Source organism: Streptomyces sp. NPDC127595 (assembly GCF_042671685.1).
GTDB lineage: Bacteria > Actinomycetota > Actinomycetes > Streptomycetales > Streptomycetaceae > Streptomyces.
In genome coordinates, this window is the sequence record NZ_JBHXWK010000016.1 from 1 (window position 1) to 14949 (window position 14949).

Genomic DNA, 14949 nt, shown 5'->3' on the forward strand with positions numbered 1-14949 from the left:
CCCGTCGCGTACGCCCGCCTCACCGGACCCCCACCCCACTGACCGACGCCGGATCCGGCGGCGACGGGCGGATGTACCGGCCCCCGGCCCCGACCCACCCACCGGGCGCACCCGGCACCCGGCACCCGCCACCCGGCGCACCCACCCGGCGCACCCACCCGCCGCATCACCACCACCGCCGGTTAGCCTCGGACCATGAGCAGGCCCGCCACCTTCACCCCTCCCCCCGGCGTCCACGCCCACCGCCTCCACACCGCACGCGGCGACTTCGCCGCGCTCGAAGCGGCGGCGCAGGGGCAGCGCAAGGGCACCGTGCTGTTCCTGCCGGGGTTCACCGGCAGCAAGGAGGACTTCGTCTCGCTGCACGAGCCACTGGCGGCGGACGGCTACCGCACCGTGGCCGTGGACGGCCGGGGCCAGCACGAGTCCCCCGGCCCACGGGACGACGAAACGGCGTACGCGCAGGGCGAGTTGGCAAGAGACGTACTCGCACAGGCGGACGCCATCGGCACCCCCGTACACCTCGTCGGCCACTCCCTCGGCGGTCAGATCGCCCGCGCCGCCGTACTGCTGAACCCGTCCCCCTTCATCTCCCTCACGCTCATCGCCTCCGGGCCCGCCCAGATCTCCGTCTCGCAGCAGCAGCGCGTCAAACTGCTCCGGGACGCACTCGCCGTCACGGACATGGCCGAGGTATGGGAAGCCATGCAGGCGATGGAACCGCCGGAGGACACCGACACCGGCGGCCTCGACAAGGGTCTCGACGACCGTGCCGACCTACGCCGCCGCTGGCTCGGCAACAGCCCCGCGCAGCTCATCGCGACCGGCCGCCAACTGTGCACCGAACCCGACCGCGTAGCCGAACTGGCAGCGCTCCCCCTTCCGAAGCATGTCCTGTCCGGCGACGAGGACAACACCTGGCCGCTCCCGCTCCTTGACGACATGGCGGTACGCCTCGACGCGCGCCGCACGGTCATCCACGGCTCGGAGCACTCCCCGAACACCGACCGCCCCGAGGAAACAGCCCGCGCCCTCGCAGACTTCTGGAACGCGATCCAGCACAAGGACCAGCACAAGGACTAGGACCAGGACCAGCACAAGGACCAGCACTAGGACCAGAGGCACTAGGACCAGGACAAGGACCTGGTACTGCCTGCCCCCCCCCATGACCTAGTACTGCGCCCGAAGATGCTCCCAAAACCCATCCCGCAGCGCCCGCCGCAGATCCGCCTGCCCCCGCAGCGAGTACTGCAACAGCCCCTCAGCCTCGACCAGCAGATCCTGGTCGACCGACCCGGGCAGATACGGATGCCCCGGCAGCAGCTCCACCAGCGCCTCACGCCCCCGCGCGGCCAGCCACTTCGCTGCGACCTGCGCGCCCACGAACCGCACGTCCTCGCGGGAGGGCCGAGCCGCCGCCGTGGCGTCGTAGGTCGCGGCGGTCCGCCGCGCGACGTACGGCTTGAAGAAGTCGAGGTCGAAGGTGCGCTGGCTGTCGACCTCCCAGAGCAGCGGCTCGGCCTGGTTGCGGCCTTCGGGCGCCTCGATGCCCCACAGGTGGACGCGCGCGCCGTACCCCTGCGCCGCCTCGACCGCCGACACCAGATCCTCGTCGCCGCCGAGCAGTGCGGCGTCGCTGATTGCGCGGTGCCGGGCGAGGGACTCCAGGTCGGACCTGATGAGTGAGTCGACGCCCTTCTGCTGGTTGTTGGCGTTGAGGTTGCCCAACCGCACCTTCACGTCCGGCAGTTCGGCGATGGACTGCTGCTCCGCGGTGTGGATGCGGCGCCGCGCCCCGTCGTACCAGTACACCCGCAGCAGCCTGCTGTCCGCGAAGATCGTGCGGGCCCGGTCGATGAGCGCCTCGATGAGACCCTCGGTGTCCAGGTCGAAGGAGCGACGGTCTTCGGTACCGGCGACCAGCCGTCCGGCGGCCGCGTACAGATACCCCGCGTCGACGAAGATCGCATGGGTCGAGGGCGTCTTGGCCACCTCGGCGAGCATGCGCTGGAGCAGCTCGTTCGTGCGGTCGATGCGGGCGCCGAGCGCGTCAAGGTCGTCGTTCATCGCTTCCATTGTCCCGGTGGTCACGCTTCGAACACAACCGGTCCCAATCAGTCCGCTACCGGCAAGTAGTTAGCGACTCGAAAAATTTCCTTAGCGTAGGGAATGTTTGTAACACGCATGCCGTTGAATCCGTATGGAGCGAGGGACGCAGAAGCCCCACGCACCAGTCACAAGTAGTTCTCCTCAGGAGGATGACCAGACGAAGGGAGAAGCCAATGCGCTTCGAAATCATGCGACTCGACGATGTCGACGGAACAGCCGTGGACAGCACTGTCGTAGACGCCGCCTCCGTCAACCGGATCGTTCAGCAGGCTGCCGCCATAGGACAGCGACTCTGGATCCGCCCGGCCGACTCATCCGCTTCATAACACGCGGACAGACTTCAGAGCCCCGTACGGCAACCATGCCGTACGGGGCTCTGCTCATGGCCGGAGCAGGGCAGCTCAGCTCCCCTGAACCACCTGCGTCACGCCGTTGATGATCTGCTGGACCGCGATCGCCGACAGCATCATGCCCGCGAGCCGCGTCACCAGCACCACGCCGCCGTCCTTGATGACGCGGATGATCAGCAGCGAGTACCGCATCACGATCCACAGCACGACGTGGATGGCGAGGATCGCGGCCCACACGGACACCTGGGTGGCGACACTGTCGGCCTTCTGCACGGCCAGGATCACCGACACGATCGCGCCCGGTCCGGCGAGCAGCGGCATGCCCAGCGGTACGAGGGCGACGTTGACGTCCTTGGTCTGTTTGGGCTCGTCGGTCTTGCCGGTGAGCAGGTCGAGGGCGATCAGCAGGAGCAGCAGGCCGCCCGCGATCATCAGCGCGGGCACGGACACATGCAGGTAGTCCAGGATCTGGTGCCCGAGCAGCCCGAACACGGCGATCACTCCGCCGGCCACGCAGACGGCCTGGAAGGCCATCCGCCGCTGAACCTTGGCGGGGCGCCCCGCGGTGAGCGCGAGAAAGATCGGAGTGATCCCGGGGGGATCCATGATCACGAAGAGGGTGAGGAAGAGGGAGCCGAAGACGGCGACGTCGAACACAGCGAAGGCCTTGCAGATATGGAGGGGTGGGACCGAAAACAGGAAGTGAGCAACCGGAAAAGCAGCCGGAACCAGAAACCCGAAGCCCGGACCAGAAGCCCGGAACCCCGAAGCCCCGAAGCCCCGAAGCCCCGAAGCCCCGAAGAGACAGAAGCCCGAAGCCCGGAACCCGGAAGAGACAGAAGCCCGGAACCCGGAAAAGCCCGGAAGAGGCAGAAGCCCGGAAGAGACAACTGGGCGACCAGGGACCTAAACGCCCCGGCCCCCACCCGCCCCCGGCACCGGAAACGCCCCAGTCGCCCGCCGGGTGATCTCCCCGTACACCTCGGGATCGGTCGTGTACTCCCCGAGCACGCACGTCTTCCGGCTGCCGTGGTAGTCGCTGGACCCGGTGGGCAGCAGCCCCAGCTCGGCCGCCAGCCCGCGCAACCGCGCCCGGGTGGCCGGTTCGTGGTCCATGTGGTCGACCTCGATGCCGTCGAGACCCGCGGCCGCGAGCTCCGCGATGGCGGAGTCCGGCACGGTCCGGCCCCGCTTGCCGGCGGCCGGGTGCGCGAAGACGGTGACGCCGCCCGCCCCCTTGACCAGCCGGATCGCCTCGAAGGGGTCGGTCTCGTGCTTCTCGACGAAGGCCCGGCCGCCGTCGGACAGCCACTGCTCGGTGAAGGCGTCGTTCACGGTCGGTACGACACCGAGCTCGACCAGGGCGGAGGCGACATGCGGCCGCCCCACCGAACCCTCACCCGCGATGCGCGCGACCTGCGTCCAGGTGATCGGCACACCGAGCTCCTGGAGCCGGGCGACCATGCCCTTGGCGCGCGGCACCCGGTCGTCCCGTACGAGCTCACGCTCGGCGAGCAGCGCGGGCTCCTCGGGGTCGAAGAGGTAGGCCAGCATGTGCATGCTGATGCCGTCCAGGCGGCAGGAGAGCTCGGCCCCGGTGACCAGCGTGAGCCCGGCGGGCAGCGCGTCGATCGCCTCGGCGTACCCGCGGGTCGTGTCGTGGTCGGTCAGCGCGACGACGTCCAGACCGGCGGCGGCAGCGTTGCGGACCAGTTGGGCCGGGGTGTCCATGCCGTCGGAGGCGGTGGAGTGGGCGTGCAGATCGATGCGCACTACGCGGACTCCAGACGCTGACGGGACGGGACGGAAAGAGGACGCCCGACGGCACCGAAGGGTCGAGAACACCCAAGGGCGCGCGGAAGGCAACACTCAAGGGTAACGGGAATCCGACCCTCCCCTGTCACACCCGTACACACCCTGCGCCCCCTACGAACCGCCTGCGAGCCCTACGGCTCCAGGATCCGCGGCGACAGCGCCCCGCACGGCAGCAGGTCCACCTCGGCGCCCGCGTCCCGCAGGTCCGTCAGCACCAGTTCGTCGTACATCAGCAGCCCCGACTGCTCGGGCCACACGACCGCCCACAGCCACAGCCCGAGCGCCTCGCCCGCGAAGACGGCGCGGTCGTCGGGGGCGCCGGCCACATGCCAGAGGGGGGTGGGGCGGCCGGCCGCGAGGACCTTGGCCTGGGGCGGTTTCTCGACGCTCATGTAGGGGCCGGGGTCGGGCCCGTCGACTCCCGCGTACCGCGCGCCGAGTCCGACGCCGAGCTCCTCGGCGATGAGGATCAACTCCCCTATGCCGCCGAGCGGTCCGGGTCCGGAGCAGGCGACCGCGGTCGCGCGCCCGCCGCTGCGGTCGTCACCGGCGAAGGCGGCGCCGGTGAACAGCCAGCCGACCGGCAGCGGCCACGGCATCCACACCGGCACCCGGGCGCGGTGCACCACCACACCGAGGGCCTCGACGCTGGGCGGGATCACGGGCTGCAGCGGGTGCACGGTCCCGTGCACATCGCACTGCCAGGAGTCGGCAAAGAGGCCGGGAGCCCTGACCCGGCCACCACACTTCGGGCAACTGGGTTCGCCCCTCATAGGGCCCAACGGTCCTCCCCGTCCTTCGCCGCGTCAAGGACGATCACCCGTCCGGCGCCCGCACCTCGCCCGCGCCCACCCGGGAAATATAGATGTAGCTTGCATTCTTTAGCCGAACTAACTTAATATGTGTATACGTCAACGATCTGGTCGAGGACTGCGAGGACCACGTATGCGCACCACCACAGGAGAAGCAGCAGAGGCGGACCCCTTCGACGCGGGAGCCGGCAGCATCCTGCGCCAGCCGAAGGCCGTCTGGGCGACGGCCGGGGCGTCCGTCGTCGCCTTCATGGGCATCGGACTCGTCGACCCGATCCTGCCGTCCATCGCCAAGGGCCTCGACGCCACCACCAGCCAGGTCTCGCTGCTCTTCACCTCGTACTTCCTGATCACCGCCGTCGCGATGCTGGTGACGGGCTTCGTCTCCAGTCGCATCGGCGGCAAGAAGACCCTGCTCCTCGGCCTCGCCCTCGTGGTCGTCTTCGCGGGCCTGGCGGGCACGTCCGGATCGGTCGGCGAACTCGTCGGGTTCCGGGCGGGCTGGGGCCTCGGCAACGCGCTGTTCGTGTCCACGGCCCTCGCCGTCATCGTCGGCGCGGCGGCCGGCGGCAGCGCCGCGGCGATCCTGCTGTACGAGTCGGCCCTGGGCCTGGGCATGGCCTGCGGCCCCCTGCTGGGCGCACTGCTCGGCAACGCGAGCTGGCGCTACCCGTTCTTCGGCACCGCGTTCCTGATGGCGGTCGGCTTCCTCTGCATCACGGTGTTCCTGAAGGAGCAGCCGAAGCCCACGAAGAAGACCTCACTGCTCGACCCGATCCGGGCACTGGGCCACGGCGGCCTCGCCTCGGCGGCCGTCTCGGCGTTCTTCTACAACTACACGTTCTTCACCGTGCTGGCCTTCACCCCGTTCGTACTGAACATGACCCCGTACAAGTCGGGTGCCGTCTTCTTCTGCTGGGGCCTGCTGCTCGCCCTCTTCTCGGTGATCGTCGCCCCGCGCATGCAGGCCCGCTTCGGCTCGCTGAAGGTGCTCGGCGGCTCACTGGTGCTGCTAGCAGCCGACGTACTCGTGCTCGGGTACGGCAGCCACACCACCGCCGTGGTCTGCACGATCCTGTCCGGCGCCTTCATCGGCGTGAACAACACCGTCTACACGGAACTGGCCCTGGGCGTCTCGGACGCGCCGCGCCCGGTGGCGAGCGCCGGGTACAACTTCGTGCGGTGGTTCGCGGCCGCGGCGGCGCCGTTCTTCGCGCCGAGGATCGAGGGGTGGAGCAACATCCACATCCCGTTCGCGGTCGCGGCCCTCACGGCGGTGATCGGCGCCGCGGTGGTCCTCGTACGACGGGACGCGCTCACGCACGACGCCGAGGAGCTGGAGCCGCGGCACGCCACGGAGGACAGTGTCACCGTCTTTGCCAACTGACTGATTTCGGCCAGGCTCTGACCTGGGATCAGCCGGATTGGACAGGAGACCTCAGTCCAGCGGAACGGACCTGCGCAGCGGATCGCGCAGGTCCGTTCCGCCGCTGAGCCAGCGTTCCTGGAGGGCGCCCGCGCCGTGCACCCGCTTCCACGCGGCCTCGTTCGGCGTCATGGGGAGCAGCGGCAGGAAACGTACGGGGTCGGCGGGCTCGTCCAGGTCCAGGTCCTCCACCAGGCCGCCCGGCTCGGCGACCAGTACGGAGGTGAACGGCGCTCCCGGCCACAGGGGTTCGCCCACGTCGAGCGAGGCGCCGGGGGCCACGATCAGGCCCTCGACCTGCGGGGACGCGGCGAGTACGGCGAGCGGGCGGAGCACCTTGTCGGTGTCGGCGGCGCCGGCGCGCACCGAGAGGACCAGCTCGGCGCGCGGGCCTCTCACGGGGTCGGCGACGGCCGAGGTGGGGTCCGCCATCGGCTGGGCGGACATGCCGAGCGTCGCGTAGCGGACGATGTCGCCCTCGGTGAAACGGAGCACCTCGACGCGGTCGGTCCCGAGGAAGGTCACCGCGGCCCGCGCGTCGGGCTCGCCGAGCGCGGAACGCATCCGGGCCTCGACCAGAGGGAGAACATCAGCCATGAACCGAGCATAGAACTCGTTAGGTCGGGGTAAAGCGGCGCCTTGGCGCTTCGGCGCGCTGATACTCTGGGCCCTCGGCCGGGGCAGCACGCAGAAGCGTCGCTCTCAAGTCCCGGCTCTCTGAGGCTGATTTCCCCCATTGGGGGAACCGTCCGACTCCCCTGTGGAGGGAGTAGGACCCCCTACGGGGGATGGATCGTCCCTCACGGGGGACCGACCGGAGGAGGTGGGGCTGCAATGGACCGAAGTCACCCGTGCAGTACTACCCGCTCTTCCGGTCGCTGAGTTCTTTAGCTGGCTCTGTAATCCTGCTGGCTGTCGCCTCCTGCGAACATGTGCATACGTGTCAGCGTTGCCCGGTGCACCACGGAAGAGCGCTTCGTTCCCACCTGATCCGTTCGATCCGAACGCGATCCGTCTGGTCCAGACGTGATCTGCCTGATCTGAATCAGTAGCGAAGCTGCCACCGCGACGGTGCGGTGCTCCCCGCTTTGTGGACGTGCCAGACATCCGCAGTCAGGACGTCCCCATTCCGGGCAGTTCCAACCGTCGCCGGCCGCCTCCGTTGCGAAGGAGCCTGCCATGTCGATGATTCGTGACCTCCGTGCCGCGGTCCGCCCCCGTCCCTCGCTCCGCAAGGACAGTGGCTCGTACGACACCACCCGTGACCCCGGGACCCCCTCCGCCGTGGTCGACTGCGCCATCTACCGCGACGGCGCCCGGGTCGAGACCCGCGAGCCGCTGACGCCGCACCAGGCGATGCGTCAGGTGCACCGTGACGGCGGTTTCGTGTGGATCGGCCTGCACGAGCCGACCGAGGCCGAATTCTCCGGTATCGCAAGCGAGTTCGGGCTGCACCCGCTCGCCGTCGAGGACGCCGTGCAGGCCCACCAGCGGCCCAAGCTGGAGCGGTACGACGACTCGCTCTTCACCGTCTTCAAGACCATCCACTACGTCGAGCACGACCAGCTCACCGCCACCAGCGAGATCGTCGAGACCGGCGAGGTCATGTGCTTCACCGGGCGGGACTTCTTCATCACCGTCCGGCACGGCGGGCAGGGTTCGCTGCGGGCGCTGCGGCACCGGCTCCAGGACGACCCGGAGCTGCTCGCCAAGGGTCCGTCCGCGGTCCTGCACGCCATCGCCGACCATGTCGTCGACGGGTACATCGCGGTCGCGGACGCCGTGCAGGACGACATCGACGAGGTCGAGACCCAGGTCTTCTCCCCCGGCCGCAAAGGCTCCCCGCGCGGCACGGACGCCGGGCAGATCTACCAGCTAAAGCGTGAGGTGCTGGAGTTCAAGCGGGCGGTGTCGCCGCTGCTGCGCCCCATGCAGCTGCTGAGCGAGCGGCCGATGCGACTGGTCGACCCCGACATCCAGAAGTACTTCCGCGATGTCGCCGACCACCTCGCCCGGGTCCAGGAGCAGGTCCTCGCCTTCGACGAGCTGCTCAACTCGATCCTCCAGGCCAACCTCGCGCAGGCGTCCGTCGCGCAGAACGAGGACATGCGCAAGATCACGTCCTGGGCCGCGATCATCGCCGTACCGACGATGGTGTGCGGGGTGTACGGCATGAACTTCGAGCACATGCCGGAGCTGCACTGGCGGTACGGCTACCCGGTGGTCATGGGCCTCATGGTGACCCTCTGCGTGGGGATCCACCGCACGCTCAAGCGCAACGGCTGGCTGTGAACCCCGGCTGGTTAGTCTTGGCCCCATGACGCAAGAGCTGCTCGACCAGGCCCTCGTCGAGGAGGCCACCAAGAAGTCCGGGCTGATCTGGGTCCGGGGCAGCGAGGTGCCGGTACTTCAAGGGCAGGCCGGTGGTGTGCCCACCCGGGCCCTGTGGCATGTGTGGCACGACGGCGCGGCCTTTCTGATCGGCGACGGACCCGGCGAGCAGCCGCTGCCGGGTCTGGTCGACGGGGGCGACGCCGTGGTCACCGTACGCAGCAAGGACAAGGGTGGCCGCCTGGTGGCCTGGACCGCAAAGGTCGTGGAGCTGACGCCCGGATCCCCGGAGTGGGAGGCGGCGGTCGGCGAGCTGAAGGGCAAGCGTCTGAACGCCCCCGACGGCGAGGCCATGACCGGGCGCTGGGCCCGGGAGTGCCGGGTGGTCCGACTTGAGCCGACGGGCGGCACCTCCGAACTCCCCGACGGCTCGCTCTCCGCGCCGCCGCTGCCCACCCCCGCCACCACCCGGCAGCCGGCCCCCGCGGGCCTCCCCCGCCTCCTCTTCAAGAAGCGCAGGCGCCGCTAGTCCTATGAGGACGGCAGCTCCTGTCCGTAGTCCACCGTCTCCTTCTTGCTGGGCTCCGTCAGTGCGAAGTCCTTGCCCCAGTCCGTGAGGCGGAGGGTGCCGGCGTTGCCCGCGCGGACCAGGAGGAGGGGGTACGCGGTGCCCTCCAGGGAGACGTCCAGGGAGCCGCCGGAGCCGTCGCCGCCGGTGATACGGAAGGTGCGGATGCCCGACTGCTCGTGGTAGCCGTCGGTGGCGAGGGTGCCCTCCAGGGTGAGCAGGCCGTCGAGGAGGACGTCCTTGTCGGTGAAGCCGCTGAAGCGCTTGTAGGTGGGGTCGTCCGTGGGGACCTTCACGTACATGCCGCTGAGCTTGTCGGCGACTTCCGTGTCCGTCGAGCCGGTGTCGCCCGAGCCGTCCTGGTCGCTCCAGAAGTCCGCGTCGGCCTTCAGGTAGAGGTGCTCGCCGACCCTCAGCAGCCGGAAGGTCGACTCCTTCGAGGTGACAGAGCCGGAGCCGCCGTCGTCCTTGAGGCTCATGTCGAGGGTGTACGTGGTCCCGTTGGTCACGACGGTTCCGGAGAGCCGTACCGTCTTCGCCGCCTCGGCCGCCTGCTTCGTCTTCGTCTGGATCTGGGCGGCGGTCAGTTTGCCCACCCCGTTCGTGCCGGCGTCCGGGTCCTCACTGCTGCACCCCGTCAGTCCTGTCCCCGTCACGACCAGTGCGCAGATCGCGCTCACCAGTGCGGCCCTGGGGGTACGGCCCTGGAGAATTGCAGTCACAGGTGGGGCGCCTTTCGAGCGGGGTCCGGCGGCGGCGTACGGCAGCGTACCGGTGCCTCCCATGCCCGACGGAAGGGGTCCGTCCGGACCGCCCACCAGGGCGTATCCGACCGGGACGGGCTAGCCTGAAGCCCACCCGAGCGGACAAAACGGCAGGAACAGGAGGCGCGGGCATGGCCGCAGGCACCCCGCGGATCTTCGTCTCGCACCTCGCCGGTGTCGCCGTCTTCGACCCGAACGGCGACCAGGTGGGCCGCGTGCGCGACCTGGTCGCCATACTGCGTGTCGCGCGTCGGCCGCCCCGGATCCTCGGCCTGGTCGTCGAACTGTCCACGCGCCGCCGCATCTTCCTGCCCATGACCCGGGTGACCGGCATCGAGAGCGGCCAGGTCATCACCACCGGAGTCCTCAATGTGCGCCGCTTCGAACAGCGGCCCACGGAGCGGCTCGTGTTCGGCGAACTCCTCGACCGGCGCCTCACCCTCGTCGAGACGGGCGAGGAGGTGACCGTGCTCGACGTGTCCGTCCAGCAGCTCCCGGCGCGACGGGACTGGGAGATCGACCGGGTCTTCGTCCGCAAGGGCCGCAGCGGGGCGTTCAGGCGCACCAAGGGGGTGACCCTGACCGTCGAGTGGTCCGCCCTCACCGGTTTCTCGCTGGACGAGGAGGGACAGGGCGCCGAGAGCCTCCTCGCCACCTTCGAGCAACTGCGCCCGGCCGACCTCGCGAACGTGATGCACCACCTGTCGCCGAAGCGGCGCGGCGAGGTGGCCGCCGCGCTGGACGACGACCGCCTCGCCGACGTACTCGAACAGCTCCCCGAGGACGACCAGATCGAGATCCTGGGCAAGCTCAAGGAGGAACGCGCGGCGGACGTCCTGGAGGCGATGGCCCCGGACGACGCCGCAGACCTGCTCGCCGAACTCCCCGAGGACGACGTGGAGCGGCTGCTGAAGCTGATGCGGCCCGGCGACGCGGCCGACGTACGACGGCTGATGGCGTACGAGGAGCGGACCGCCGGCGGTCTCATGACGACCGAGCCCATCATCCTGCGGCCCGACGCGACCATCGCCGAGGCGCTCGCCCGGGTCCGCAGCCCCGACCTCTCCCCCTCGCTCGCCGCCCAGGTGTACGTGTGCCGCGCGCCGGACGAGACACCCACGGGCAAGTACCTGGGCACCGCCCACTTCCAGCGGCTCCTGCGCGACCCGCCGTACACCCTGGTCAGCTCGATCCTCGACGACGATCTGCAGCCCCTCGCCCCGGACGACGCGCTGCCCGTCGTCGCCGGGTTCTTCGCGACGTACGACATGGTCGCGGCGCCCGTCGTCGACGAGAGCGGCTCGCTGCTGGGCGCGGTGACCGTGGACGACGTACTGGACCACATGCTGCCCGAGGACTGGCGGGAGACGGAGTTCCACCTCGACGAGGACGATGTGGAGGATGAAGAGGTGGCCGATGGCCCCTGAACGCGAGGCGCGGGAACGCACCGTCTCCGGGGCGACCGCGGCCCCCCGGCCGCGCAACCGGCTCGACCAGCCCAAGACGCCGGGCCGCAGACTGCTGCCGGAGTGGGACCCGGAGGCGTTCGGGCGGTTCTCGGAGCGGATCGCGCGGTTCCTGGGCACCGGGCGGTTCATCGTCTGGATGACCATCGTCGTCGTGGTGTGGGTGCTCTGGAACGTCTTCGCGCCCAGCGACCTGCGCTTCGACAACTACCCGTTCATCTTCCTGACCCTGATGCTGTCGCTCCAGGCCTCCTACGCCGCCCCGCTGATCCTGCTCGCGCAGAACCGGCAGGACGACCGCGACCGGGTCAACCTCGAGCAGGACCGCAAGCAGAACGAGCGGTCGATCGCGGACACCGAGTACCTCACCCGGGAGATCGCCTCGCTGCGCGTGGGCCTCGGCGAGGTCGCCACCCGCGACTGGATCCGCTCCGAGCTGCAGGACCTCATCAGGGAACTGGAAGAGCGGCGTCCGGACAGTCGCGTCGTATTCCCGTCAGAGCGCCCCCGGGGACGTGACACAGACGACCTGTGACGGGGCTTTCCGGGGGCCATGGGGAGCCCCGTACCATCGACAGCATGGTGGCTACGGAAGACGCGGTGCGCGAAGCACTGTCGACGGTGAACGACCCCGAGATCCAACGACCCATCACCGAGCTGGGGATGGTCAAATCGGTTGAGATCGGTGCGGATGGCGCGGTCGCGGTCACTGTCTATCTGACCGTCTCCGGCTGCCCGATGCGCCAGACCATCACGGACACCGTGACGGCGGCGGTCGCGGCGGTCGAGGGCGTCACGCACGTCGACGTGACCCTGGACGTGATGGGCGACGAACAGCGCCGTGAACTCGCGGCCGCGCTGCGCGGCGGGACGGCCGAGCGCGAGGTCCCCTTCGCCCAGCCCGGCTCCCTCACGCGCGTGTACGCGGTCGCCTCCGGCAAGGGCGGCGTCGGCAAGTCCTCCGTGACGGTGAACCTCGCGGCGGCGATGGCGGCCGACGGCCTCAAGGTCGGTGTCGTCGACGCCGACATCTACGGCCACTCGGTGCCACGCATGCTCGGCGCCGACGGCAAGCCCACCCAGGTCGAGAACATGATCATGCCGCCGTCCGCGCACGGCGTGAAGGTGATCTCGATCGGGATGTTCACGCCGGGCAACACGCCCGTCGTATGGCGCGGCCCGATGCTCCACCGCGCCCTCCAGCAGTTCCTGGCGGACGTCTTCTGGGGCGACCTGGACGTGCTGCTCCTCGACCTCCCGCCGGGCACGGGCGACATCGCCATCTCGGTCGCGCAGCTCGTCCCGAACGCCGAGATCCTCGTCGTGACGACGCCTCAGCAGGCCGCCGCCGAGGTCGCCGAGCGCGCGGGCTCCATCGCCGTGCAGACCCACCAGAAGATCGTCGGCGTCATCGAGAACATGTCGGGCCTGCCCTGCCCGCACTGCGGCGAGATGGTCGACATCTTCGGCACGGGCGGCGGCCAGTCCGTCGCCGACGGCCTGACCCGCACCACGGGCGCCACCGTCCCGGTCCTCGGCAGCATCCCGATCGACGTCCGCCTCCGCGAGGGCGGCGACGACGGCAAGCCCGTCGTCCTGACCGACCCGGACTCCCCGGCGGGCTCCGCCCTACGGGCCATCGCCGGCAAGCTGGGCGGCCGGGCGAGGGGCCTTTCGGGCATGTCCCTGGGCATCACGCCGAGGAACAAGTTCTAGGGGCCTCGTAAGGGGCGCGGGGAACGGCGCGAGCAACCACGACGCACCGGCAGGTCCAAACGGTCCGCAGCCCCCACTCTCATACGAAGATGGGGGCGCCGTCACTCAAGACGGCGCCCCCATCCCCGTATGCCCGCCGCCTAGGCGTACGCGCCGATGTCCTTGATCATCGAGAAGCCCAGCCCGTACGCGCTCATCCCCCGCCCGTACGCGCCCACGTGGACGCCCTCCTGGGTGGAACCCGCGAGGACCCAGCCGAACTCGGACTCGCGGTAGTGGAAGGGCGTGGGGACGCCGTCCACGGGGAGGGACAGGGAGGACCACTCGGAGCCACCGAGGTCGTCGGCCAGGACCCACGCCGTTTCCGTCTGCTGGTCCAGCCAGTCGTCCCGCAGGGTGTGGTCCATCTGGCCGGGCCAGGTGAAGGACAGCAGCCCCACTCCCGCGAGCCAGGCCGCGGAGGAGACCGAGGTGGCCTCCAGCAGGCCCGTACCGTCCGCGCTACGGCGCACGGGGCTGGCCGCGACGGTCACCACGACCGCGAAGCGCTCCTTGTCCTCCGTCGTCTCGCCGCGCACGCTGGGCTCTTCTCCGTGCCCGATCGAACCGTGCTCGACGGCACCGTCCGCCGAGGTACCGACCTGCATCAGCCAGCGCGGTCCCGTGAAGGCCTCGTCGAGGCCGTACCACGGGAAGGGCGCCAGCAGGTAACCGTCGACCGTACGCCGGGCGGAGGGGACGTGCTGTCCGCCCTCCGCAGCCGGCGCCTGCGCGCCTACCCGACTTGTCGTCTCCATCTGCCGGACGCCTCCTAGCTCTCGTCGGACCGGTGGGCCCACCCCCCGCGGGCGTCCTTATCGGTCCGCACAACAACTGGGCAGCATAGCCACACCACTCCGAGCAGCCGGGAAAGCGCCCGGCGCGTGGGTACGTTTTGGGGCCGTGTGAGACTCAGATCACCTGCGGTGAGGCGTGTCCACGGCTCGGAATGCGTCCGTACGACTCAGGCGTCCATACGACGCAGATGGCGTCCGTACGACTCAGGTGGCGTCCGCGTCGAAGGGCGGGCGGTCGTCCTTGGCGAGGTCGAGCTTCTCGCGCTTCTTCGTCATGTCGACGGAGCCACCGGAAGGGCTTGAGGAGCCGGCGGACGCTTCGGACTCACGGCCGTGCACCGCGTCCGTGACGTCGGCCATCTCCTTCTTCAGGTCGAAGCCGTTGCGGATTTCCTTGAGCCCCAGCTCGTCGTTGTCGAGCTGCTTGCGGATGAACGTCTTGGGGTTGAGGTCCTCGAACTCGAAGTCCTTGAACTCCGGGCCCAGTTCCTCGCGGATGTCCGCCTTCGCGCTCTCGGAGAACTCGCGGATCTTGCGGATGGTGCGCGTGACATCCTGGATCATCTTCGGGAGCTTGTCCGGACCGAAGACGAGCACGGCGAGCACAACGAGCGCCACCAGCTCGAGCGGTCCTATGTCATTGAACACCTGAAGCTCCTTGCGATGTCCTCGGTCCTCGGGCCCTCGGCGGTTCTTCCGTGGTCCGGGCCGTGTCCACGGTACCCGGCCATCCCGTCCGTCCGGAACTGTCCCGGG

General features: G+C 69.7%; 15 protein-coding genes. 7 read left to right on the top strand and 8 right to left on the bottom strand.

Going from position 1 to position 14949, the window contains the following annotated elements; translation table 11 throughout:
• Positions 1–195 precede the first annotated feature (195 nt).
• Positions 196–1083, top strand: a complete 888-nt coding sequence (locus tag ACFVKT_RS35985) for an alpha/beta fold hydrolase (protein WP_385739679.1) — start codon at positions 196–198, stop codon at positions 1081–1083.
• Between the two features lie 87 nt (positions 1084–1170).
• Here the strand turns inward: ACFVKT_RS35985 and ACFVKT_RS35990 are convergent, their stop codons facing one another.
• From ACFVKT_RS35990 to ACFVKT_RS36005, 4 genes are all read right to left on the bottom strand, one after another.
• The gene (locus ACFVKT_RS35990; protein WP_385739682.1) at positions 1171–2067 is read right to left on the bottom strand and encodes an NYN domain-containing protein; all 897 of its coding nucleotides are present in this window, start codon (positions 2065–2067) and stop codon (positions 1171–1173) included.
• A 443-nt stretch (positions 2068–2510) separates the two neighbouring features.
• Positions 2511–3116, bottom strand: a complete 606-nt coding sequence (locus ACFVKT_RS35995; protein ID WP_385739685.1) for a MarC family protein — start codon at positions 3114–3116, stop codon at positions 2511–2513.
• Between the two features lie 249 nt (positions 3117–3365).
• A complete protein-coding gene (locus ACFVKT_RS36000; protein ID WP_385739688.1) occupies positions 3366–4232 on the bottom strand; it encodes a PHP domain-containing protein in 867 nt (288 codons plus the stop codon).
• Between the two features lie 173 nt (positions 4233–4405).
• Entirely contained in the window at positions 4406–5047 is a 642-nt protein-coding gene (locus ACFVKT_RS36005; RefSeq protein ID WP_266832247.1) for a DUF6758 family protein, read from the bottom strand.
• Between the two features lie 172 nt (positions 5048–5219).
• Here ACFVKT_RS36005 and ACFVKT_RS36010 point away from each other — a divergent pair, with 172 nt between their 5' ends.
• The gene (locus ACFVKT_RS36010; protein WP_385739691.1) at positions 5220–6473 is read left to right on the top strand and encodes an MFS transporter; all 1254 of its coding nucleotides are present in this window, start codon (positions 5220–5222) and stop codon (positions 6471–6473) included.
• A gap of 51 nt (positions 6474–6524) precedes the next feature.
• On the opposite strand, the gene ACFVKT_RS36015 is transcribed toward ACFVKT_RS36010, so the two are convergent.
• Positions 6525–7109, bottom strand: a complete 585-nt coding sequence (locus ACFVKT_RS36015) for a suppressor of fused domain protein (RefSeq protein ID WP_385739694.1) — start codon at positions 7107–7109, stop codon at positions 6525–6527.
• 582 nt (positions 7110–7691) lie between these two features.
• Here ACFVKT_RS36015 and ACFVKT_RS36020 point away from each other — a divergent pair.
• Together ACFVKT_RS36020 and ACFVKT_RS36025 are read left to right on the top strand one after the other, a co-directional pair.
• A complete protein-coding gene (locus tag ACFVKT_RS36020) occupies positions 7692–8804 on the top strand; it encodes a magnesium and cobalt transport protein CorA (protein ID WP_385739697.1) in 1113 nt (370 codons plus the stop codon).
• Positions 8805–8829: 25 nt separating this feature from the next.
• Entirely contained in the window at positions 8830–9372 is a 543-nt protein-coding gene (locus tag ACFVKT_RS36025) for a hypothetical protein (RefSeq protein ID WP_385739700.1), read from the top strand.
• 2 nt (positions 9373–9374) lie between these two features.
• Here the strand turns inward: ACFVKT_RS36025 and ACFVKT_RS36030 are convergent, their stop codons facing one another.
• A complete protein-coding gene (locus ACFVKT_RS36030; RefSeq protein ID WP_385739703.1) occupies positions 9375–10133 on the bottom strand; it encodes a hypothetical protein in 759 nt (252 codons plus the stop codon).
• Between the two features lie 173 nt (positions 10134–10306).
• Here ACFVKT_RS36030 and ACFVKT_RS36035 point away from each other — a divergent pair, with 173 nt between their 5' ends.
• Genes ACFVKT_RS36035 through ACFVKT_RS36045 form a run of 3 tightly spaced genes read left to right on the top strand, consistent with a single transcriptional unit; the run spans position 10307 to position 13357 of the window.
• Positions 10307–11602 carry a magnesium transporter MgtE N-terminal domain-containing protein gene (locus ACFVKT_RS36035; protein WP_385739706.1) on the top strand — a complete coding sequence of 432 codons (1296 nt, stop codon included), beginning with the start codon at positions 10307–10309 and terminating at the stop codon, positions 11600–11602.
• Positions 11592–12176 (top strand): DUF1003 domain-containing protein, encoded by a 585-nt coding sequence (locus ACFVKT_RS36040; RefSeq protein ID WP_385739709.1) that lies wholly within the window; start codon positions 11592–11594, stop codon positions 12174–12176. Before ACFVKT_RS36035 ends, ACFVKT_RS36040 begins: the two co-directional genes overlap by 11 nt.
• 47 nt (positions 12177–12223) lie before the next feature.
• Entirely contained in the window at positions 12224–13357 is a 1134-nt protein-coding gene (locus tag ACFVKT_RS36045; RefSeq protein ID WP_385740177.1) for an Mrp/NBP35 family ATP-binding protein, read from the top strand.
• A gap of 140 nt (positions 13358–13497) precedes the next feature.
• Here ACFVKT_RS36045 and ACFVKT_RS36050 read toward each other — a convergent pair whose 3' ends face one another.
• Together ACFVKT_RS36050 and ACFVKT_RS36055 are read right to left on the bottom strand one after the other, a co-directional pair.
• Positions 13498–14154, bottom strand: coding sequence for a hypothetical protein (locus ACFVKT_RS36050; RefSeq protein WP_385739711.1), 657 nt, complete (start codon positions 14152–14154; stop codon positions 13498–13500).
• A gap of 243 nt (positions 14155–14397) precedes the next feature.
• The gene (locus ACFVKT_RS36055) at positions 14398–14841 is read right to left on the bottom strand and encodes a sec-independent translocase (RefSeq protein ID WP_385739714.1); all 444 of its coding nucleotides are present in this window, start codon (positions 14839–14841) and stop codon (positions 14398–14400) included.
• Between the last annotated feature and the right edge of the window lie 108 nt (positions 14842–14949).